17 protein-coding genes are annotated in these 23062 nt (G+C 54.3%); 10 read left to right on the top strand and 7 right to left on the bottom strand.

What is annotated here, in order from left to right:
* Positions 1 to 13 precede the first annotated feature (13 nt).
* Positions 14 to 1366, bottom strand: a complete 1353-nt coding sequence (gene envZ / locus HV237_RS01520; RefSeq protein WP_029139732.1) for a two-component system sensor histidine kinase EnvZ — start codon at positions 1364 to 1366, stop codon at positions 14 to 16.
* Positions 1363 to 2082, bottom strand: a complete 720-nt coding sequence (gene ompR / locus HV237_RS01515) for a two-component system response regulator OmpR (RefSeq protein ID WP_001157751.1) — start codon at positions 2080 to 2082, stop codon at positions 1363 to 1365. The genes envZ and ompR overlap by 4 nt, the downstream gene beginning before the upstream one ends.
* Before the next feature lie 225 nt (positions 2083 to 2307).
* On the opposite strand from ompR, the gene greB reads away from it, so the two are divergent.
* The 6 genes from greB (at position 2308) to HV237_RS01485 (ending at position 9643) form a co-directional block, all read left to right on the top strand.
* A complete protein-coding gene (greB, locus tag HV237_RS01510; RefSeq protein ID WP_016154802.1) occupies positions 2308 to 2781 on the top strand; it encodes a transcription elongation factor GreB in 474 nt (157 codons plus the stop codon).
* 98 nt (positions 2782 to 2879) lie between these two features.
* Positions 2880 to 5213, top strand: coding sequence for a Tex family protein (locus HV237_RS01505; protein WP_016154803.1), 2334 nt, complete (start codon positions 2880 to 2882; stop codon positions 5211 to 5213).
* Positions 5214 to 5643: 430 nt separating this feature from the next.
* Positions 5644 to 5871 carry a ferrous iron transporter A gene (gene feoA, locus HV237_RS01500; protein WP_003023519.1) on the top strand — a complete coding sequence of 76 codons (228 nt, stop codon included), beginning with the start codon at positions 5644 to 5646 and terminating at the stop codon, positions 5869 to 5871.
* 18 nt (positions 5872 to 5889) lie between these two features.
* Positions 5890 to 8208 carry a Fe(2+) transporter permease subunit FeoB gene (gene feoB / locus HV237_RS01495; protein ID WP_047358168.1) on the top strand — a complete coding sequence of 773 codons (2319 nt, stop codon included), beginning with the start codon at positions 5890 to 5892 and terminating at the stop codon, positions 8206 to 8208.
* Between the two features lie 11 nt (positions 8209 to 8219).
* Positions 8220 to 8456 (top strand): [Fe-S]-dependent transcriptional repressor FeoC, encoded by a 237-nt coding sequence (feoC, locus tag HV237_RS01490; protein WP_047358169.1) that lies wholly within the window; start codon positions 8220 to 8222, stop codon positions 8454 to 8456.
* 236 nt (positions 8457 to 8692) lie between these two features.
* Positions 8693 to 9643 (top strand): Rpn family recombination-promoting nuclease/putative transposase, encoded by a 951-nt coding sequence (locus HV237_RS01485; RefSeq protein WP_047358170.1) that lies wholly within the window; start codon positions 8693 to 8695, stop codon positions 9641 to 9643.
* 44 nt (positions 9644 to 9687) lie between these two features.
* Here HV237_RS01485 and bioH read toward each other — a convergent pair whose 3' ends face one another.
* Positions 9688 to 10458, bottom strand: a complete 771-nt coding sequence (gene bioH / locus HV237_RS01480) for a pimeloyl-ACP methyl ester esterase BioH (protein WP_016154806.1) — start codon at positions 10456 to 10458, stop codon at positions 9688 to 9690.
* A 37-nt stretch (positions 10459 to 10495) separates the two neighbouring features.
* Here bioH and gntX point away from each other — a divergent pair, with 37 nt between their 5' ends.
* The 3 genes from gntX (at position 10496) to gntT (ending at position 13509) form a co-directional block, all read left to right on the top strand.
* Complete coding sequence (gntX, locus tag HV237_RS01475) at positions 10496 to 11179, top strand: DNA utilization protein GntX (RefSeq protein WP_016154807.1); 684 nt, start codon at positions 10496 to 10498, stop codon at positions 11177 to 11179.
* A 58-nt stretch (positions 11180 to 11237) separates the two neighbouring features.
* The gene (nfuA, locus tag HV237_RS01470) at positions 11238 to 11813 is read left to right on the top strand and encodes a Fe-S biogenesis protein NfuA (RefSeq protein ID WP_003023509.1); all 576 of its coding nucleotides are present in this window, start codon (positions 11238 to 11240) and stop codon (positions 11811 to 11813) included.
* A 379-nt stretch (positions 11814 to 12192) separates the two neighbouring features.
* Entirely contained in the window at positions 12193 to 13509 is a 1317-nt protein-coding gene (gntT, locus tag HV237_RS01465) for a gluconate transporter (protein WP_003023507.1), read from the top strand.
* Between the two features lie 80 nt (positions 13510 to 13589).
* Here the strand turns inward: gntT and malQ are convergent, their stop codons facing one another.
* Both malQ and malP read right to left on the bottom strand, forming a co-directional pair.
* Positions 13590 to 15677 carry a 4-alpha-glucanotransferase gene (malQ, locus tag HV237_RS01460; protein WP_047358171.1) on the bottom strand — a complete coding sequence of 696 codons (2088 nt, stop codon included), beginning with the start codon at positions 15675 to 15677 and terminating at the stop codon, positions 13590 to 13592.
* A gap of 9 nt (positions 15678 to 15686) precedes the next feature.
* Positions 15687 to 18080, bottom strand: a complete 2394-nt coding sequence (gene malP / locus HV237_RS01455; RefSeq protein WP_047358172.1) for a maltodextrin phosphorylase — start codon at positions 18078 to 18080, stop codon at positions 15687 to 15689.
* 629 nt (positions 18081 to 18709) lie between these two features.
* On the opposite strand from malP, the gene malT reads away from it, so the two are divergent.
* The gene (gene malT, locus HV237_RS01450; RefSeq protein WP_181541666.1) at positions 18710 to 21415 is read left to right on the top strand and encodes an HTH-type transcriptional regulator MalT; all 2706 of its coding nucleotides are present in this window, start codon (positions 18710 to 18712) and stop codon (positions 21413 to 21415) included.
* Positions 21416 to 21456: 41 nt separating this feature from the next.
* On the opposite strand, the gene HV237_RS01445 is transcribed toward malT, so the two are convergent.
* Together HV237_RS01445 and glpG are read right to left on the bottom strand one after the other, a co-directional pair.
* Positions 21457 to 22215, bottom strand: a complete 759-nt coding sequence (locus HV237_RS01445) for a DeoR/GlpR family transcriptional regulator (protein WP_003023499.1) — start codon at positions 22213 to 22215, stop codon at positions 21457 to 21459.
* Between the two features lie 15 nt (positions 22216 to 22230).
* On the bottom strand, positions 22231 to 23061 hold the full coding sequence (gene glpG, locus HV237_RS01440) for a rhomboid family intramembrane serine protease GlpG (protein ID WP_016154811.1): 831 nt from the start codon (positions 23059 to 23061) through the stop codon (positions 22231 to 22233).
* Position 23062: the final 1 nt, after the last annotated feature.

Genomic DNA, 23062 nt, shown 5'->3' with positions numbered 1-23062 from the left:
TCGCCTCCCTTTCTTATGCGTCTTTCGTGATGCCCTGCGCGCGAGTGAAGGGAACCGGAAGCCAGGCGCGGATCGACAACCCTCCTCGTTCACTGGTGCCAATTTCCAGCATACCGTTATGGTTATCGATAATACGCTGCACAATCGCCAGACCCAGGCCCGTGCCGCTGGTACTACGCGCGCTGTCGCCGCGGACAAACGGCTGGAACAGGTGTTTACGCTGCTCCGGCTTGATGCCCGGACCATCATCTTCTACCTGGAACCAGGCGCGATGCGTCTCCGTACCGCTGCTGACCTTAATCCAGCCGTTGCCGTAACGGGCGGCGTTAACCACCATATTGGCAACCGCACGCTTGATCGACAGCGGGTGCATTTTCACCTGAATGCTGCCCGGCAGCAGCGCAGTTTCGATTTCACGTTCATAGCCGCTTTCCGCTGCGACCACTTCGCCTAACACCGAGTTCAGATCCGCCATCTCCATCGGCATCTCCTGACCGGTACGCAGATAATCGATGAACTGCTCGATAATGGCATTACACTCTTCGATGTCCTTATTGATGGATTCCGCGAGATAACCATCCTCTTCGCCCATCATTTCGGTCGCCAGACGAATACGCGTCAGCGGAGTACGTAAATCGTGGCTCACGCCCGCCATTAACAGCGTACGGTCATCGGCCAGTTGCTTCACCCCCGCGGCCATATGGTTAAAGGCACGGGTAACAGAGCGCACCTCTGAAGCGCCATACTCACGCAACGGCGGCGGAATGATACCTTTTCCCACCTGCAGCGCTGCATGTTCAAGATCCACCAGCGGTCGGTTCTGGATACGGATAAACAGCCACGCGCCACCGATAGCCAACAGCATAATCGCCAGCGTGTAGCGGAACAGCGGTGAGAAATCGCCCTGATGGATCTCCGTCAGCGGCACGCGTACCCAGATATTGGGCGACAGCCAGGTTTTCAGCCATACGACCGGCGAGCTTTTGTTCACCTCAACGCGGACTTCCGTCGGACCGCCCAGTTGCTGCGCCATCTGATGGCTTAAGAATTCATAGTGTTGCGCCCAACGCAGCCCAGCTTCTTCAGCGGCCTCGTTGGAATAGAGGGAAATACCCAGCTCACGATAAATTTCCCGGCGGAATGCGGGCGGCACCACCAGTTGCGTACCGTCCTCCAGCTGCAGTTTATCGGTCATCAGCATACGAACTTCGTAGGCCAGGACCTTATTAAACTGCTGGAGGCTCGGCAGTATCGCGAAGTTCAGCACTACCAGGTAAGTCGTCACCAGGCTGGCAAACAGCAAGGTGACGATGAGCAATAACGTGCGGGCAAACGAACTTCGTGGCGAGAAGCGCATTCGCCTCATGCTTTAGAACCGTCCGGAACAAAGACGTAGCCGAGACCCCACACGGTCTGAATGTAGCGCGGATGCGCCGGGTCCTCTTCCACCATACGGCGCAGACGAGAAATCTGGACATCGATAGAACGCTCCATCGCCGAATATTCACGACCACGGGCCAGGTTCATCAGCTTATCGCGGGACAGCGGCTCGCGCGGGTGGCTTACCAGCGCTTTCAGTACCGCAAATTCCCCGCTGGTGAGCGGCATTGGCTCATCTTCACGGAACATTTCACGCGTACCGAGGTTCAGTTTAAACTTACCAAAAGCAATGACCGCTTCTTCCTGAGAAGGCGCGCCCGGCAGTTCGTTCGCCTGACGACGCAGTACAGCGCGAATACGGGCCAGCAGTTCTCGCGGGTTAAACGGTTTCGGAATGTAATCGTCAGCGCCGATTTCCAGCCCAACGATACGATCGACTTCTTCACCCTTCGCCGTGACCATAATGATCGGCATCGGGTTGCTTTGACTGCGCAGGCGACGGCAAATAGACAGGCCATCTTCTCCCGGCAGCATTAAATCCAGCACCATCAGGTGAAAGGACTCACGGGTCAGCAGACGATCCATCTGCTCAGCGTTAGCGACGCTTCGAACCTGGAAGCCCTGCTCGGTCAGATAACGCTCCAGAAGCGCACGCAAGCGCATGTCGTCATCGACCACCAGAATCTTATAGTTCTCTTGCATTGTTATTACTCCCAAAGGTTCGCAACAATTAAGTGTATATTCTTAAGAAAGCTAACGTGAGTCACCAGCGAATTCTGGTATGAATTCCAGGCTAAATTGTTACAAAGCATATTAAACAGCAGCTTAAGTATACAATGTTTCTCGCAATACATTATTTATTCTGTTGATATGCTCGCGTAATACTAATTGTGCGCATCATCACAGAGTCGAAGGTAAAACAATAAGATGAAAACGCCCCTGATAACCCGCGAAGGGTATGAAAAACTCAAACAAGAGCTGAATTACCTCTGGCGTGAAGAGCGCCCGGAAGTCACTAAAAAGGTTACCTGGGCCGCAAGTCTGGGTGACCGCAGCGAAAATGCCGACTACCAGTATAATAAAAAGCGTCTGCGTGAGATCGACCGCCGTGTCCGTTATTTGACCAAGTGCATGGAGAATTTGAAAATCGTCGATTACTCCCCGCAGCAAGAGGGCAAAGTCTTCTTTGGCGCGTGGGTCGAGATTGAAAATGACGATGGCGACATCCGTAAATTCCGTATTGTCGGCTACGATGAGATCTTCGGTCGTAAAGATTACATTTCTATCGACTCACCGATGGCGCGGGCGCTGCTGAAAAAAGAGGTCGGCGATCTCGCGATAGTCAACACCCCTGGTGGTGAAGCCAGCTGGTACGTGAACGAAATTGAATATGTTAAGTGAGACCGGAACAATCCGAAGCCCCGGTAGATGACTGGCATTTTTGCCAGTCAATCCGTATAACTATCCCCTGATTTTTTATCCTATAGACGAAGCTATCCATGATGAATGATTCTTTCTGCCGCATTATCGCAGGTGAAATTCAGGCTCGTGCTGAACAGGTAGAAGCTGCCGTTCGCCTGCTTGACGAAGGGAACACCGTGCCGTTTATCGCACGTTATCGTAAGGAAATCACCGGCGGTCTGGACGATACGCAACTGCGTAATCTGGAGACCCGTCTGGGATATCTGCGTGAACTGGAAGACCGCCGTCAGGCAATCCTGAAATCTATCGGCGAGCAAGGCAAACTGACCGACGATCTGGCGAACGCGATCAACGGCACGTTAAGTAAGACCGAACTCGAAGATCTCTATCTGCCGTACAAACCTAAGCGCCGCACCCGTGGGCAGATAGCCATTGAGGCCGGACTGGAGCCGCTGGCAGATCTGCTGTGGAACGAACCGTCCCATGACCCGGAAACCGAAGCCGCAAAATATCTCAACGCCGAAAACGGCGTGGCCGATACCAAAGCCGCCCTCGATGGCGCACGCTACATTCTGATGGAGCGCTTCGCCGAAGACGCTGCGCTGCTGGCAAAAGTGCGTGATTATTTGTGGAAAAACGCCCATCTGGTTGCCGCCGTGGTTAGTGGCAAAGAAGAGGAAGGCGCTAAGTTCCGCGATTACTTCGATCACCACGAACCTATTTCTACCGTTCCATCCCACCGTGCGCTGGCCATGTTCCGTGGTCGTAACGAAGGCGTGTTGCAGCTTTCACTAAATGCCGATCCGCAATTCGATGAGCCGCCAAAAGAGAGCCACGGCGAGCAGATTATCCAGGATCACCTGGGACTGCGCCTGAACAACGCCCCCGCTGACAGCTGGCGTAAAGGCGTTGTTAGCTGGACGTGGCGCATCAAAGTGCTGATGCACCTTGAAACTGAGCTGATGGGTACCGTGCGTGAACGTGCGGAAGATGAAGCGATCAACGTCTTTGCCCGTAACCTGCATGACCTGCTGATGGCCGCTCCGGCCGGGCTGCGCGCCACAATGGGTCTCGATCCGGGTCTGCGTACCGGTGTAAAAGTGGCAGTGGTTGATGGTACCGGCAAGCTGGTCGCGACCGACACTATTTATCCGCATACCGGCCAGGCAGCCAAAGCCGCCGTTGCCGTGGCGGCGTTGTGTGAAAAATACAACGTTGAGCTGGTCGCGATTGGTAACGGCACGGCGTCGCGCGAAACCGAGCGTTTCTTCCTCGACGTACAGAAACAATTCCCGAAAGTGACCGCGCAGAAGGTGATCGTCAGCGAAGCCGGGGCATCGGTTTACTCTGCTTCCGAGCTGGCGGCGCTGGAGTTCCCGGATCTCGATGTTTCGCTGCGTGGCGCGGTGTCTATCGCCCGTCGTTTGCAGGATCCGCTGGCGGAGCTGGTGAAAATCGATCCGAAATCTATCGGCGTGGGCCAGTATCAGCACGATGTTAGCCAGACGCAGCTGGCGCGTAAGCTGGATGCGGTGGTGGAAGACTGCGTGAACGCCGTCGGTGTCGATCTGAATACCGCCTCCGTGCCGCTACTGACCCGCGTTGCCGGCCTGACGCGCATGATGGCGCAAAACATCGTCGCCTGGCGCGATGAGAACGGTCAGTTTCAGAACCGTCAGCAACTGCTAAAAGTTAGCCGCCTGGGGCCAAAAGCCTTTGAACAGTGCGCGGGCTTCCTGCGTATCAACCATGGCGATAACCCACTGGATGCTTCTACCGTTCACCCGGAAGCTTATCCGATTGTGGAACGCATTCTGGCCGCAACCGAGCAATCGCTGCGTGACCTGATGGGCAACAGCAACGAACTACGCAATCTGAAAGCAGCCGATTTTACCGACGAACGCTTCGGGGTGCCGACCGTCACCGACATCATCAAAGAGCTGGAAAAACCGGGCCGCGACCCGCGTCCTGAATTTAAAACCGCGCAGTTTGCTGATGGCGTAGAAACCATGAACGATCTGCTGCCGGGAATGATTCTGGAAGGGGCAGTCACTAACGTCACGAACTTCGGCGCGTTTGTTGATATTGGCGTTCATCAGGATGGTCTGGTGCATATCTCTTCATTGTCGAATAAGTTCGTCGAAGATCCACACACCGTGGTGAAAGCGGGCGACATTGTGAAGGTGAAAGTGCTGGAAGTTGACCTGCAACGTAAGCGTATCGCACTGACCATGCGTCTGGACGAGCAGCCGGGTGAAACCAATGCGCGTCGCGGCGGCGGGAATAACGATCGCACTCAAAGCAATCGCCCGGCGCCAAAAGCCGCGAAACCTCGTGGTCGTGACGCACAGCCTGCGGGTAACAGCGCCATGATGGATGCGCTGGCGGCGGCAATGGGTAAAAAACGCTAGTGTGACTTTTGTGCCGGATGGGGGGTAACCTCCTTATCCGGCTAACTTGTCGCAATTAATTTGTAAGCCGGATAACACGCGTGAGCGTCGCCATCCGGCATATTTAGTCTCTTTCCCGCTTTCTACCGCCATATATTTATCACTTCATTAACAGATGAAACCTTAATTAAACATTAAGATCCTCACTAATTATTTCCGCGAATCATTCGTTCCCAACCAGAATAAATATTGAGGAATATCAAAATTGGCGCAAATTATTATCCAATTGTACATTCCGTCACATTTATTCTATTGATGATAGAAACCATTCTCATTATCATTGATCTGTTGATTATTTACTCTTTCCTTACGTTGGCTAATCATCTGGCCTCATGCCGCCTTGCCGCCCCATGAGGTAATCATCCAGTTAGCGAGATATAAGTAGGTCCCTATGCAATTCACTCCTGACAGTGCGTGGAAAATTACCGGTTTTGCCCGTGAAATCAGCCCGGCTTATCGTCAGAAACTGTTGTCACTTGGCATGCTACCCGGCTCCTCTTTCAACGTGGTACGCGTCGCCCCACTCGGCGATCCTATCCATATCGAAACGCGTCGCGTAAGTCTGGTATTGCGTAAGAAAGATCTGGCGTTATTAGAAGTGGAAGCGGTTTCCTGTTAATACAGTGAGTCTATAAAAATGAAAAAACTAACCATTGGTTTAATTGGCAATCCTAATTCCGGCAAGACTACTTTATTCAACCAGCTTACCGGCGCACGCCAGCGTGTAGGCAACTGGGCTGGCGTTACCGTTGAGCGTAAAGAAGGTCATTTCGCAACGACGGACCACCAGGTCACGCTGGTTGATTTACCCGGCACCTATTCTCTGACGACAATCTCATCCCAGACCTCTCTCGATGAGCAGATCGCCTGTCACTATATTTTAAGCGGCGACGCGGATCTCTTGATCAACGTGGTCGATGCTTCAAACCTTGAACGCAACCTCTACCTGACGTTGCAACTGCTTGAGCTGGGCATCCCCTGCATCGTCGCGTTGAATATGCTGGATATTGCCGAGAAGCAGCAAATCCGTATTGATATCGATGCCCTCTCCGCTCGCCTTGGCTGCCCGGTGGTTCCGCTGGTATCCACCCGCGCCCGCGGCATTGAAGCGCTGAAACTGGCGATCGATCGCTACAAAGAAAACGACACCGTCGAGCTGGTTCATTATGCCCAACCGCTGCTGCAGGAAGCGGATTCCCTCGCCGATGCGATGGCCAAAGATATGCCGTTAAAACAGCGCCGCTGGCTGGGCCTGCAGATGCTGGAAGGCGATATCTACAGCCGGGCCTACGCGGGGGATGCCGCGCAAAACCTTGATGCCGCCATTGCACGTCTGAGCGAGACAATGGACGATCCGGCACTGCATATCGCCGATGCGCGCTATCAGTGCATTGCAGCTATCTGCGATACCGTCAGCAACACCCTGACGGCAGAGCCAAGCCGCTTCACCACCGCAGTAGATAAAATCGTCCTCAACCGCTTCCTCGGGCTGCCGATTTTCCTGTTCGTGATGTACCTGATGTTCCTGCTCGCCATCAACATTGGCGGCGCGCTGCAACCGTTGTTTGACGTCGGCTCCGTAGCGCTCTTTATCCATGGGATTCAGTGGGTTGGCTACACGCTGCACTTCCCGGACTGGCTCACTATCTTTTTGGCGCAAGGTCTTGGCGGCGGGATTAACACCGTGCTGCCACTGGTACCGCAAATCGGCATGATGTACCTGTTCCTCTCCTTCCTTGAAGACTCCGGTTACATGGCGCGCGCCGCGTTTGTAATGGACCGTCTGATGCAGGCGCTGGGACTGCCGGGCAAATCGTTTGTCCCGCTGATCGTCGGCTTTGGCTGTAACGTACCGTCAGTGATGGGCGCACGTACGCTGGACGCCCCGCGTGAACGTCTGATGACCATCATGATGGCGCCGTTTATGTCTTGTGGCGCTCGCCTGGCGATTTTCGCCGTCTTTGCCGCAGCGTTCTTTGGTCAGAACGGTGCGCTGGCGGTCTTCTCACTGTACGTACTGGGTATCGTTATGGCGGTATTGACCGGTCTGATGCTCAAACACACCATCATGCGTGGCGAAGCAACGCCGTTCGTGATGGAGCTACCGGTGTACCACGTGCCGCACATTAAGAGTCTGATTATTCAGACCTGGCAACGCCTGAAAGGCTTCGTTCTGCGTGCGGGTAAAGTCATCATCATCGTCAGCATTTTCCTCAGCGCGTTTAACAGTTTCTCGCTGAGCGGAAAAATCGTCGACAACATCAACGACTCTGCTCTGGCTTCCGTCAGCCGCGTAATCACGCCGGTCTTCAAGCCGATTGGCGTTCACGAAGATAACTGGCAGGCAACCGTAGGTCTGTTCACCGGCGCGATGGCGAAAGAAGTGGTTGTCGGTACGCTGAACACGCTCTATACCGCAGAAAACATTCAGGAAGAAGAGTTCAACCCGGCAGATTTCCACCTCGGTGACGAGCTGCTCGGCGCGGTAGATGAGACCTGGCAAAGCCTGAAAGACACCTTCAGCCTGAGCGTACTGGCTAACCCTATTGAAGCCAGCAAGGGCGACGGTGAAATGGCTACGGGTGCAATGGGCGTGATGGGCGAAAAATTTGGCAGCGCTGCCGCCGCTTACAGCTACCTGATTTTCGTGCTGCTGTATGTGCCGTGTATTTCGGTAATGGGCGCTATTGCACGTGAATCCAGCCGTGGCTGGATGGGCTTCTCGATTCTGTGGGGCCTGAACATCGCCTACTCTCTGTCGACGCTGTTTTATCAGGCGGTCAGCTACAAAGAGCACCCGACCTACAGCCTGGTGTGCATTTTAGCTGTCATCCTGTTTAACATTGTATTGCTGGGCCTGCTGCGTCGAGCTCGCAGTCGCGTGGATCTCGCACTGCTGGCGACCAACAGGACGGCAAGCTCCTGTTGTTCCAGCACCACTGGCGACTGCCACTAAGGTTATCGACAATGGCATCGCTTATTCAGGTTCGTGATTTATTGGCTTTGCGGGGACGCATGGAGGCAACTCAAATTAGCCACACGCTGCACACCCCGCAGCCCATGATTGACGCCATGCTGAATCAGTTAGAAAAGATGGGTAAAGCGGTGCGGATTCAGGACGATGCCGACGGGTGTCTTTCCGGAAGCTGCAAGAGTTGTCCGGAAGGTAAAGCCTGCCTGCGCGAGTGGTGGGCTTTGCGCTAGTTCGATGCCGGATGGCGCTACGCTTCCGGTCTAAAAATGACTGCAAACGTCCTGTCCGGATAAAGCGTTTATGCTGATATCCGGCTTTTTGCGTAATGGATTCCACAAAGATGTCTCTGTTTCAGCAAAGCAGATCTATCCTCCAGCCTGTCGCGCATCGTTATCAACTCGTGAATGATTACTGGCGACCAGGGAAGTAGAGTCTCGTCATCTTGTTTCTCAGGTGACGGATCGCCATGAATACTGACACGACTGCTACGCCGCATGACGCGATTTTTAAAACGTTCTTAAACCACCCTGCTACCGCACGCGACTTTATTCGGCTCCATCTTCCAGCCTCTTTGCAAAAACTGTGCGATCTGAACACGCTACAACTGGAATCGGGCAGCTTTATTGAGGACGATTTGCGCGCGTACTATTCCGATGTGCTGTGGTCATTAAAAACCCGCGAAGGCGATGGCTATATTTACACCATCATTGAGCATCAGAGCACCGCCGATGCCCATATGGCATTTCGGCTGATGCGTTATGCCATTGCGGTCATGCATCGTCATTTGGCTGCAGGTCACAAGAAACTCCCGCTGGTGATACCCATGTTTTTTTATCATGGCGCGGCAAGCCCATACCCCTACTCACTCTGCTGGCTGGACGAATTTGACGACCCAAAGGCCGCCAGACAACTTTATACCTCAGCGTTTCCACTGATCGATATCACCGTGGTTCCCGATGACGAGATCATGCAGCATCGCCGGATGGCGCTGTTGGAACTCATCCAAAAACATATTCGTAAACGCGATTTGATGGGGCTGGTAGAAAAACTGGCCATCCTGATTATTAAAGGACACGCTAATGACAGCCAGTTGAAAGCCTTGTTTAATTATCTAATGCAGGTCGGGGACACCACACATTTTACCGAGTTTCTTCATGAGGTCGCCGAACGTTTACCCCAACATAAGGAAAAGTTGATGACTATCGCCGAAAGATTACGACAAGAAGGGCATCTTAATGGTCTTCAGGAAGGTCATATGAAAGGGTTACAAGAGGGGTTACAAACGGGCTTGCAACAAGGTAAACGAGAGGAAGCTTTACGTATTGCATCAACCCTGCAGGCTGATGGTATCGACCCGCTGACCATCTTCAGAATTACCGGCCTGACCGCTGAGGATCTGGCTACACGCAGCCATTAATCTCAAGCCCGGTAAGCGCGGCTCTACCGGGCAACACAACAGATTTATAGGCGTTTTTTTAACGCCACCAGCGCCGCACAGAACTCTGCAGGATGCGAGATAAACGGTGCATGCGCCGCTTTAGCAAATATCAACGACTCGCTATGCGGCCACAGGGCATCGAGCATTGGGACCACTTTGCGCGGAACCAGTCCATCGAGATAGCCGTACAACCGCAGAAAAGGCATGTCCACAGCACACAGAGGCTCACGCAGATCGACCGTTTTCAGGATCTCCAGTCCGCCATTGAGCACCTCGACATTCGGCATGGGTAACGCCAGCACTGTTTTCTTCAGTGCTCGCGCATCCTGACGCGCGGTGTCCGTGCCCATCGTCTGCAACGCCAGAAAACGTTCCACCGTACGCTGGAAATCTTCGCTCAACTGCTGCTGGAAACCTGCCAGCACTTCTGGCTTGATACCCGGCCACTCGTCGCGCGCGCTAAAGCAAGGGGAAGACGCCACGGTCACCAGCGCCTGAACACGTTCAGGATGGGTTAACGCCACCTGGCTTGCGACCAGCCCGCCCAGACTCCAGCCAAGCCAGATGGCTTTCTCCGGTGCCTGTTTTACTACCCGCTCAGCCATCTCTTCCAGCGACATTGCGCCGAACCCCTGGCTGCGACCAAATCCCGGTAAGTCGACAAGATGCAGCGTGAAATGCGAACTCAATTCCTCGCTTATGCAATGCCACACTTGCGCATTCAGTCCCCATCCGTGCAGCAGCACAAGATGGCAATTTCCCGAACCCTGGGTCTGCCACCAGATGTCATTCATCAGTTATTGTTCTCTTTTAGCCTGAAAGGATGCTTCTATGCTAACAGTACCGGGATTGTGCTGGCTATGCCGAATGCCCCTGACGTTAGGGCATTGGGGGATCTGTTCAGTCTGCACACGGGCAACGCATCAGCACGTCAGCCGGTGCCCTCAATGTGGACTCCCTGCCGCGCATACCGTCGTTCCCTGCGGGCGCTGTCTGCAAAAACCACCGCCGTGGCAGCGACTGGTTACCGTCAGCGACTATGCTCCGCCATTGAGCGGGCTTATCCACCAGCTCAAGTTTTCCCGACGTGGCGAAATGGCCCCCGCTCTTTCACGCTTGTTGTTGCTGGAGGTATTACAGGCCCGGCGCGTCAGCGGTCTTCCTCTGCCGGACAGGCTCGTCAGCGTCCCGCTCTGGCAACGCCGGCACTGGCGCAGAGGGTTTAATCAGAGCGACTTACTGTGTCGTCCCCTGGCACGCTGGCTAGGCTGCGACTGGGACAGCCGGGCCATCACGCGGGTTCGGGCAACCGCCACACAGCACCATCTCAGCGCCCGATTACGTAAACGTAACCTGAAAAACGCCTTTCGCCTTGAATTGCCAGTGCAGGGACTCCATATGGTCATTGTGGATGATGTCGTCACTACCGGAAGTACCGTCGCGGAAATCGCGCAGCTGCTTTTACGCAACGGCGCGGCGACTGTCCAGGTATGGTGCCTGTGTCGAACCTTGTAGAGCCTCGATGATGGGCGTATTATAACCAAGTAAAATAGTCAACTATTAGGCCATTACTATGATCCATATTTCCGATGCTGCACAAGCGCACTTTGCCAAACTGCTGGCAAATCAGGAAGAAGGGACACAAATCCGCGTATTTGTGATTAATCCCGGCACGCCTAACGCTGAATGCGGCGTTTCTTATTGTCCGCCGGACGCCGTGGAAGCAACCGACACCGCCATTAAATTTGACCTGCTGACCGCATATGTTGATGAACTGAGCGCACCGTATCTGGAAGATGCAGAAATCGATTTCGTTACCGACCAGTTAGGCTCCCAGCTGACCCTGAAAGCACCAAACGCCAAAATGCGTAAAGTTGCCGATGATGCGCCGCTGATGGAACGCGTGGAGTACATGCTGCAATCGCAGATCAACCCACAGCTGGCAGGTCACGGTGGTCGCGTCTCTCTGATGGAAATCACCGATGAAGGCTACGCTATTCTGCAGTTTGGCGGCGGATGTAACGGCTGTTCAATGGTGGATGTAACGCTGAAAGAAGGTATCGAGAAACAGCTGCTGGCTGAATTCCCTGAACTGAAAGGCGTTCGCGATTTAACCGAACACCAGCGCGGCGAGCACTCTTACTACTAACGCCTCAACCTGTAGAGTTTCCGTAGGCCCGTTAAGACGCATCCGCGCCGCCATCGGGCATTGATGCCGGATGGCAGCGTAATCGCTTTATCCGGCCTACAACCTTGCATTTTTCCGCATATTTCCTGCAACAATCCCCCTCATAATTTGACCAGCCTCTCATAATTTAAATTTTGCCTGCCCAGGTGATTTTCAAGCGCCGCATGTTACCCGTATCATTCGCATCAGCACCTAACACACACATAACAGCCAGCTAAACTGATTAGTTTTGAAGGCAACCAGCATTGGTGCTGAGAATGCTCTGTTCCCGGTCGGGACAATCGGAATTTGTCATCTAAACACTGACGTTACCCATAACAAAGTAAAGGCCAGGTAAATCATGCCATTAGTCATCGTTGCTATCGGTGTAATCTTGTTACTCCTCCTGATGATCCGTTTCAAAATGAACGGTTTCATCGCTCTCGTCCTGGTGGCGCTTGCTGTCGGATTGATGCAAGGGATGCCACTGGATAAAGTCATCGGTTCGATTAAAGCCGGCGTCGGCGGAACCCTTGGCAGCCTCGCCCTGATTATGGGTTTTGGCGCCATGCTGGGCAAAATGCTGGCGGACTGCGGCGGCGCACAGCGCATCGCAACCACCCTGATTGCTAAATTCGGCAAAAAACATATTCAGTGGGCGGTGGTATTAACCGGCTTCACCGTCGGTTTTGCCCTGTTCTACGAAGTCGGCTTCGTGCTGATGCTGCCGCTGGTGTTCACCATCGCCGCTGCTGCCAACATCCCGCTGCTGTATGTTGGCGTGCCGATGGCTGCTGCGCTGTCCGTAACTCACGGCTTCCTGCCGCCGCACCCAGGTCCGACCGCTATTGCCACCATTTTCCATGCAGATATGGGTAAAACCCTGCTGTTTGGTACGATTCTGGCAATCCCGACCGTTATTCTCGCCGGTCCGGTGTACGCTCGCTTCCTGAAAGGCATCGATAAGCCAATCCCGGAAGGTCTGTACAGCGCGAAAACGTTTACTGAAGAAGAGATGCCTGGCTTTGGCGTCAGCGTCTGGACCTCTCTGGTACCGGTTATCCTGATGGCGATGCGCGCCGTGGCGGAGATGATTCTGCCAAAAGGTCACGCTTTCCTGACGGTGGCAGAATTCCTGGGTGACCCGGTTATGGCAACGCTTATCGCGGTGCTGATTGCGATGTTCACTTTTGGTCTGAACCGTGGACGTTCGATGGATCAGATCAACGACACGCTGGTGTCCTCCATCAAAATCATCGCGATGATGCTGTTGATCATTGGTGGTGGCGGTGCCTTCAAACAGGTCCTGGTGGATAGCGGCGTGGACAAGTACATCGCGTCAATGATGCACGGTTCAAACGTTTCTCCGCTGCTGATGGCATGGTCTATCGCTGCGGTACTGCGTATCGCACTGGGCTCCGCAACCGTAGCGGCGATCACCGCTGGTGGGATTGTGGCACCGCTGATTGCAACGACCGGCGTAAGCCCTGAGCTAATGGTTATTGCGGTTGGTTCCGGTTCCGTCATTTTCTCCCACGTGAACGATCCGGGCTTCTGGCTGTTCAAGGAGTACTTCAACTTGACCATCGGTGAAACCATCAAGTCATGGTCAATGCTGGAAACCATTATCTCCGTCTGCGGTCTGGTAGGGTGTCTGCTGCTGGGTATGGTGGTCTGATAAAACTGTGCCGGGTGGCGCTTCGCTTACCCTGCCTACCTGCTATCACCCTAAAAAAGCCGGGGAAATCCCCGGCTTTTTTACTTCTTCTTCGCGGCCGCTTTTCGGCGCTTATCCAAATCCTTAATCAGCTTGTTCACACCGTCATCGGCAAACATCTGCTCCAGCGTGGCGGTGAGCTTACGCCGCCAGTTTTTGTACTGATCGCTGGTCCCGGGAATATTGACCGGCTCAGCCATATCCAGCCAGTCTTCCGGTTGCAGGCCCAACAGCGCACTGTTGCTGTCAGCAATGTAGCGTTGCATGCCGCGATTAAGAATCGGCGTCATCGACATCAGTGACGCCTTGTGACCAGCACGTTTTGGCAGGCACCCGTATTTGTGCAGCGCGTCCAGCAGCCCCTGTTTCGCCAGTTCTCTGTCCTGATACAACCCACGCAACACGACTTCATCCGGATACAGACCCAGTGCCTTACCCAGCGTCAGATCGCCGCTATCCCAATAACCTTTAAGCGTAGGAAGGTCATGCGTCGCCGCGACTGCCATTGATTGTTCCGGGTACGCTTTCGGCGCGCGGAAATTTTTCTCATGGTCATTCTCAAAATAAAGCACTTTGTAGGAGTACACGCCGCTATCACGCAGCTTGCTGACGATCTCTACCGGCACAGTCCCCAGATCTTCACCAATTACCATGCAGTGATGACGTTTACTTTCCAGCGCCAGAATTGAAAGCAGATCGTCGACCGGATAATGCACGTAGGCGCCGTGATCGGCAGTTTCACCGTAAGGGATCCACCACAGACGCAGCATCGACATAACATGGTCGATACGCAACGCACCGCAGTTCTGCATATTGGCACGCAGCAGTTCGATAAACGGTTCGTAAGCGCGTGCCGTGATGATATGCGGATCCATCGGCGGCAATCCCCAGTTTTGCCCGAGCGGACCGAGAATATCCGGCGGTGCGCCAACCGAGGCTTTCAGGCAATACAACTCGCGGTCGCACCAGGTTTCCGCCCCGCCTTCGGCCACGCCGACAGCCAGATCGCGATATAATCCAATCGGCATCGCAAAGCCCTGGCTGGTTTTCCAGCAGTCAGCAAACTGGGTATACGCCAGCCACTGCAACCACAGGTAGAAATCCACTTCATCACGATGCTCTTCGCAAAAGCGTTTTACCTCTGGCGAATCCACCGACTGGAAAGCTTGCGGCCACACCGGCCAGCCCCAGCGCAGTGCGTCCTCTTTCACCTGATGCGCATGCAGCGCGTCAAAGGCCGCCTGCCAGTACAGGCTATCCCCTTCCTGAGTCACAAACTGGCGAAATGCCGCCATCTGCTCATCGTCACGTGCAGAGAAGCTTTTCCATGCCATACGCAGCGCTGTCATCTTCAATGCGGTAACGGCAGAATAATCAACCCACTCGGTATCACGCGCGCGTTGCAGAGCTTGCTGAGTCGCGGGTTTCTGCCACCAGGCCTGCGCCTCTTTACTCAGGCGAAAATCGTCTACTGCGTTCACATCTATATAAATAACGTTCAGCCAGCGGCGTGACGACGGGCTGTACGGACTGGCACTCTCCGGGTTCGCCGGATACAGCGCGTGAATCGGATTCAGGCCGATAAACGCGCCGCCGCGTTGCGCCACCTCCACCAGCATGGCACGGAGATCGCCAAAGTCGCCAATCCCCCAGTTTTTTTCTGAACGCAGGGTATAGAGCTGAACGCATGCGCCCCACAGCTTCTGCCCGGCTAACAGAGCCTGCGGCTCATAGCAGCGTTTCGGCGCGACGATGATGCGGCAATGGGTACGCAACTCCCCCTGGGTGAGGGTAAGCGTGTGATACCCTTCCGGCAGCTTCGCCGGAAGGTTGAACGATTTACCGCCGACGGCATGCCCTTTGTGCTGCACGCCCTCTTCGGTGGTCAGCAGCCAGGTAAACTCTCCGCGTCCCTCAACTGCCAGCGGCATTTTCTTACCAGCGGTATAAACCATGACATTCGGCACCGGGGTCACCGCCACCTGAGCGGTGGCGGTGGAGCGATGCATAGCGTCAAGCAAACGCCGCTTGGTTTCGACGCCAATAGACTGCGGTTTACCGTGGGCATTAATGTAATTGGGGCTGATCCCCGCCGCCAACGCGGCATTATCCAGACGTTTGCTTTCCATCGCGATTCCTTAACGTTTCGCCTGCCAGATACGAGTCTGATAATCGCGGATGGAGCGATCCGAACTGAACATGCCGCAACGCGCGGTATTCAGAATCGCCGCCCGGGTCCAGGCTTCCTGGTCACGATACAACACGTCAACCTGCTTCTGGGCTTCAACGTAGGCCGCGAAGTCCGCCATTACCAGATACGGGTCACCGCCCTGCTTGCCGATACTGTGCAGCATCTGGTCGAAGGCATGTTTATCGCCGTCGCTGTACTTCCCGCTTTCCAGCTCTTTCAGAACAGCATCCAGCACTTTATCTTTCTTACGCCATTTCACCGGGTCGTAACCTTTAGCCTTGAGCGCCTTCACCTCTTCCACGGTATGACCAAAGATAAAGATATTCTCATCACCTACCTTCTCGGCGATTTCGACGTTTGCGCCATCCAGCGTACCGACGGTTAACGCACCGTTCAGCGCCAGCTTCATGTTACCGGTGCCGGAAGCCTCTTTCCCGGCGGTGGAGATTTGCTCAGAGATATCTGCCGCCGGGATCAGCATTTCCGCCGCCGAGACACAATAATCCGGCAGGAATACGACCTTCAGCTTGTCGCCCACTTGCGGGTCGTTATTGATGGTTTCTGCAACCTTGTTAATGGCGAAGATGATATTTTTCGCCAGGTAGTAACCCGGAGCGGCTTTCGCGCCAAACAGGAATACGCGCGGCACGCGATCGGCCTGCGGGTTCTCACGGATTTCTTTGTATAACGCCAGAATATGCAGCAAGTTGAGGTGCTGACGCTTGTACTCATGCAGGCGTTTAATCTGAATATCAAAGAGAGCGTTAGTCGTTATCTCAATACCGGTACGCGCTTTAATAAACTTCACCAGACGCGCTTTGTTCGCCAGCTTGATGTCACGATACTGCTGACGAAACTTCGCGTCGTCGGCGTATTTTTCCAGGTTAATCAACTGATCGAGGTCGTTGGCCCACTCTTTTTTCAGCGATTTATCCAGCAGCGCGGCAAGTGCCGGGTTGCACTGCTTAATCCAGCGACGCGGAGTAATCCCGTTAGTGACGTTATGGAATTTGTTCGGCCAGAGCTGATGATATTCCGGGAACAGATCCTTCACCACCAAATCGGAGTGCAGCGCCGCCACGCCGTTAACCGCAAAGCCGCTGACCACGCACATGTTGGCCATACGCACCTGTTTGTTGTGCACCACCGCCAGCTTCGCCCAAACTTCAGCGTCACCCGGCCAGGTTTTATCGACCAGCTTCTTAAAGCGGTCGTTAATCTCTTTGATGATTTGCATATGGCGCGGCAGTAGTGCTTTCACCAGCTTCTCGTCCCAGCACTCCAGCGCCTCTGGCATCAAAGTGTGGTTGGTATAAGCAAAGGTCTTACTGGTAATAGCCCACGCATCGTCCCAGCTCATCTGGTGCTCATCAATCAGCACACGCAGTAGCTCAGGGATGGCGATGGTCGGGTGAGTATCGTTGAGCTGAATCACCTCAAAATCAGCCAGCTCATGCAGCTTACGCCCTGCCAGATGATGGCGGCGCAGAATGTCAGCTACGGAGCAAGCGCACTGGAAGTATTGCTGCATCAGGCGCAGCTTTTTACCCGCGGTGTGGTTGTCGTTCGGGTACAGCACTTTGGTCAGTTTTTCAGCGTCGATGCCCTGCTGCTCTGCGCGCAGGAAATCGCCGTCATTAAATTTGGTCAGGTTAAACGGATGCGCGTGACTGGCCTGCCACAGACGCAGCGGTTGCGCCACGCCGTTACGGTAGCCGAGAACCGGTAGATCCCAGGCCTGGCCGGTGATAACAAACCCCGGCTCCCAGTGCCCTTCTTTGGTGATCTTGCCGCCAATCCCTACTTGCACATCCAGTGCCTCGTTGTGACGGAACCACGGATAGCTGCCGCGATGCCAGTCATCCGGGGCTTCCATCTGCTGCCCATCGGCAAACGACTGACGGAACAGGCCGTACTGGTAGTTGAGACCATAGCCCGTCGCCGATTGACCGACTGTCGCCATCGAATCAAGGAAGCAGGCCGCCAGGCGCCCCAATCCACCGTTACCCAGCGCCGGGTCGATCTCTTCTTCCAGCAGGTCGGTCAGGTTGACGTCATGCGCTTGCAGCTCATCGCTCACCGCCTGATACCAGCCGAGATTGAGTAAGTTGTTGCCGGTCAGACGGCCAATCAAAAACTCCATCGAGATGTAGTTAACATGGCGCTGATTTTTTGCCGGCTTCGCCGCAGGCTGGGCGCTGAGTAACTCAGCCAACGCCCCACTCACTGCCTGCCACCACTGGCGCGACGTCATTTCTTGAGCCGACAGTAAACCGAAGCGCTGCCACTGACGCGTCAGGGCAGCCTGAAATTGATCTTTGTTGAAAGTAGGCTGTGACATAGGGGTTCCAGATCCTTAGGTAATAAAACAACGTTATCGCTAGTTTGCCAGGCTCGTTGTTGACCTTCCTCATCCTGGCACGGATTAGGCAGGGAGGAGGAGCGGGGATGAGCATAAAAGTGTGATCGCTGCCACTTAAAGAGGGTGTTATCGCCCGTAAATTCGCGTAAGTCCGGCATAACGCCCCTGTAATGCCCAACGGACGGCGCATTAATAACAAGAGATAAATCGACAATATCAAATAGAGGGGTGACGATGGGAAACAATCTGTAAACAGAGAAATAGTTTCTAACCTGAAATATCCAAGGTGGATAAGATAATTCACATAAAACTTTTAAGTCGGCCACAAAATTCGGCTCTTTACATTAAGCAACTGAGTAACCTTATAAAAAGGGAGGTATTTTTCGGCTCAGCCAAAATACCGACGGATCCAGTCGCCACGCCTGTTGTGACTCTTTAAAGCAATTAATGTAATAGATGTTTAGATTTGTGACATAGTGCAAAATCAGACACACAAAAAGTCCGCTTAGCTTGCATAAAACACTAATCTGGCCGACCTTATATCTATTAATTACGAAGCGCAAAAAAAATCATTTTTCCCCATTTTCACACAGTGAAGTGACTAACTTATGTTGATTCCGTCTAAATTAAGTCGTTCGGTTCGACTCGACCATACGGTGGTTCGTGAGCGCCTGTTGGCTAAACTTTCCGGCGCGAACAATTTCAGGCTTGCCCTGATAACAAGTCCTGCTGGTTATGGAAAAACGACGTTGGTTTCACAATGGGCAGCGGGGAAGAACGACTTAGGCTGGTACTCTCTGGATGAAGGCGATAATCAACAAGAACGCTTTGCCAGCTATCTGATCGCCGCTATCCAGCAGGCAACCGGTGGACACTGCACCACCAGCGAAGCGATGGTGCAAAAGCGCCAATACGCCAGCCTGACGTCACTGTTTGCGCAGCTATTTATTGAACTGGCCGAGTGGCATCGCCCGCTCTACCTGGTAGTGGATGATTATCATCTCATCTCCAATCCGGCAATTCACGAAGCGATGCGTTTCTTCCTGCGTCATCAGCCTGAGAACCTCACGCTGGTCGTGCTGTCGCGCAACCTGCCGCAGTTGGGTATTGCCAACCTGCGAGTACGCGATCAGTTGCTGGAGATAGGCAGCCAACAGCTGGCGTTTAACCACCAGGAAGCCAAACAATTTTTTGATCGACGTTTGTCCTCACCTATCGAAGCGGCAGAAAGCAGCCGGATGTGCGATGACGTTGCTGGCTGGGCCACGGCGTTACAGCTGATTGCCCTCTCCGCCCGCCAGAACAACCATTCTGCGCACCAGTCCGCACGCCGCCTCGCCGGGATCAACGCCAGCCATCTGTCCGATTATCTGGTTGATGAAGTGCTGGACAGCGTCGACCTCGGCACCCGTCATTTCCTGCTGAAAAGCGCCATTCTGCGCTCAATGAACGACGCACTGATCGTCCGGGTCACTGGGGAAGAAAACGGCCAGATGCGGCTGGAGGAGATTGAGCGCCAGGGATTATTCTTGCAGCGGATGGATGACGTCGGTGAGTGGTTCAGCTACCACCCGCTGTTTGGCAGCTTTTTACGCCAGCGCTGTCAGTGGGAGCTGGCAAGCGAACTGCCCGAAATACACCGCGCCGCCGCTGAAAGCTGGATGGCGCAAGGTTTCCCCAGCGAAGCTATCCACCACGCGCTGGCGGCAGGCGACGCCCATATGCTACGCGATATCCTGCTTAACCATGCGTGGGGACTGTTTAACCACAGCGAACTGACATTACTGGAAGAGTCGCTGAAAGCCCTGCCGTGGGAAAGTCTGCTGGAAAATCCGCGTCTGGTTCTGCTGCAAGCCTGGCTGATGCAAAGCCAGCACCGCTACGGCGAGGTTAATACCCTGCTGGCGCGCGCTGAGCAGGAAATGAAAGGCGACATGGAACCGACGCTGCACGCCGAATTTAACGCCCTGCGTGCGCAGGTCGCGATTAACGACGGCAATCCTGACGAAGCCGAGCGCCTGGCAAAGCTGGCGCTGGATGAGTTACCCATCGCCTGGTTCTATAGCCGTATCGTCGCCACCTCGGTACATGGTGAAGTCCTGCACTGTAAGGGCGATCTCACGCGTTCTCTGGCGTTGATGCAGCAAACCGAGCAAATGGCGCGCCACCATGACGTCTGGCATTACGCACTGTGGAGTTTAATCCAGCAAAGCGAAATTTTGTTTGCCCAGGGCTTTTTACAGGCCGCCTGGGAGACTCAGGAAAAAGCGTTTCAGCTGATCAAAGAGCAGCATCTGGAACAGTTGCCGATGCACGAGTTCCTGGTGCGTATTCGCGCGCAGCTGCTGTGGGCATGGGCGCGCCTGGACGAATCGGAAGCGTCTGCCCGCTCGGGTATTGAACTGCTTTCCACATTCCAGCCGCAGCAACAGCTACAGTGCCTGGCGCTGCTGATTCAATGTTCGCTGGCCCGGGGGGATCTGGATAATGCGCGTAGCCTGCTCAACCGCCTGGAAAACCTGCTGGGTAACGGTCACTATCACAGTGACTGGATCTCGAACGCCGATAAGGTACGGGTGATTTACTGGCAAATGGTGGGCGACAAAAACTCGGCCGCCAACTGGCTGCGCCACACGCCGAAACCGGAATTCGCCAATAACCACTTTCTGCAAAGCCAGTGGCGCAACATCGCCCGCGCGCAGATCCTGCTGGGCGAGTTTGAACCGGCTGAGATTGTGCTGGAAGAGTTGAATGAAAATGCGCGCAATCTGCGCCTGATGAGCGATCTGAACCGTAACCTGCTGCTGCTTAATCAGCTCTACTGGCAGGCAGGACGCAAAAATGACGCACAGCGCGTGTTACTCGACGCGCTGCAGCTGGCGAACCGCACCGGATTTATCAGTCACTTTGTCATTGAAGGTGAGGCCATGGCGCAGCAACTGCGTCAGTTGATTCAGCTCAATACCTTACCGGAACTCGATCAGCACCGCGCCCAGCGTATTTTGCGTGAGATTAACCAGCATCACCGCCATAAATTCGCCCACTTCGATGAAGGGTTCGTTGAGCGTCTGCTTACTCACCCGGAAGTACCGGAGCTTATCCGCACCAGCCCGCTGACCCAGCGCGAATGGCAGGTTCTGGGACTGATTTATTCGGGCTACAGCAACGAGCAGATCGCCGGAGAATTAGCCGTCGCGGCAACGACCATCAAGACGCACATCCGCAATTTGTATCAAAAGCTCGGCGTCGCACACCGCCAGGATGCGGTGCAACATGCGCAGAAACTGCTGAAAATGATGGGGTATGGGGTTTAGTTAATGCCTGATACGCTACGCTTATCAGGCCTGGAATTAACTTAGCACAGCTCTAACTGAATATGATGGTCCGCAATAACCTGCATCACGCCAGCTGGCGGCAGCGTGTCGGTATACACCGCATCCACCATGCTGATACTGCCCATATTCACCATCGCGTTACGCCCAAACTTCGAGTGATCCACCACCAGCATCACATGCCGTGAATTCTCAATAATCGCGCGCTTGGTGCGAACTTCGTGATAATCAAACTCCAGCAGGGAGCCATCGCTATCGATACCGCTAATCCCTAAGATGCCGAAGTCCAGGCGGAACTGAGAAATAAAGTCGAGGGTCGCTTCGCCCATAATACCGCCGTCGCGGCTACGCAGTTCGCCACCGGCGAGTATGATGCGAAAATCCTCTTTCGCCATCAGCGTATTCGCCACATTGAGGTTGTTGGTCACAATGCGTAAATTGCTGTGATTGAGCAGCGCGTGAGCCACCGCTTCCGGCGTAGTGCCGATATCAATGAACAACGTAGAACCGTTCGGGATCTGCGTGGCAACTTTGCGGGCAATGCGCTCTTTTTCCGCCGTCTGTGTCGCTTTACGGTCATGCCACGGGGTGTTGACCGAGCTGGAGGGCAGCGCCGCGCCACCGTGATGGCGCAAAATCATGTTCTGATCGGCCAGATCGTTAAGATCGCGGCGAATCGTCTGCGGGCTGACGGAGAAATGCTCCACCAGCTCCTCAGTACTGACGTATCCTTGTTTCTTTACCAGCTCGATGATCGCGTCATGTCGTTGTGTTTGCTTCATTATTGTTCCCTGAAATTACGTTCGTTTTCGTACATTCATAGTATCGGCAAACGCCATTGCCAGACCCACGGCCAGCCCGGCGATATGTGCGCCGTTCGCCATCGACATGCCGAACACATCAAACCAGCCGGCAACAATCCAGATCAAAGCAAAGATAATCAAACCACGCTGCAGGAAAATACCACTTTGTGGATCGCGCTCGCCGCGCAACCACACATAACCCATCAGCGCATATACCACGCCAGACAGCCCACCAAACCACGGGCCGCTAAATTTCTGCTGAACGTAGCCGCTTAGCAGGGCGCTGATCACGGTAATTACAATCAGTTTTCCGCTGCCCAGACGCTTTTCTACCGCACCACCGAGATACCACCACCACAGCAGGTTGAACAGAATATGCATCAGCGAGAAGTGCATAAAAGCGTGGGTGAAATAACGCCAGAATTCAAATTTCAGCGAAGGGTCAAACGGCCATGCCAGCCAGAGCATCACCGTCTGGTCGCCCAGCGTGTTCATCGCGATAAACACCAGCACACACGCGGCCATCACCACCCAGGTTACCGGGCCTGCGCGTTCGCGCAATGTGGCCAGGAACGGATAACGCTGGTAGCGCAGACCGCTGTCGGTATGACCCGACTGCCAGCTTGCCGCGAGGTAACGCGGATCGCCTGGATTCTCCAGAAATCGCGCCAGCTCAGCATGCACGCGCTCAGCCTGGGACTCATCCGCCAGCCAGACATCCGTTTGCTGATGTTGTTGAATCGTCAGGATAACGCCCTGTGTCGCCATATAATCAACAAATGCCTGCGCCACGCGGGGGTTAGCAAAAGAGGTAATCATCAACATG

The organism is Citrobacter sp. RHBSTW-00570 (assembly GCF_013739755.1).
GTDB classification, from domain to species: domain Bacteria; phylum Pseudomonadota; class Gammaproteobacteria; order Enterobacterales; family Enterobacteriaceae; genus Citrobacter; species Citrobacter braakii.
Note: the sequence above shows the minus strand (reverse complement) of the source record. Positions and strands in the feature narration are given on the sequence as shown.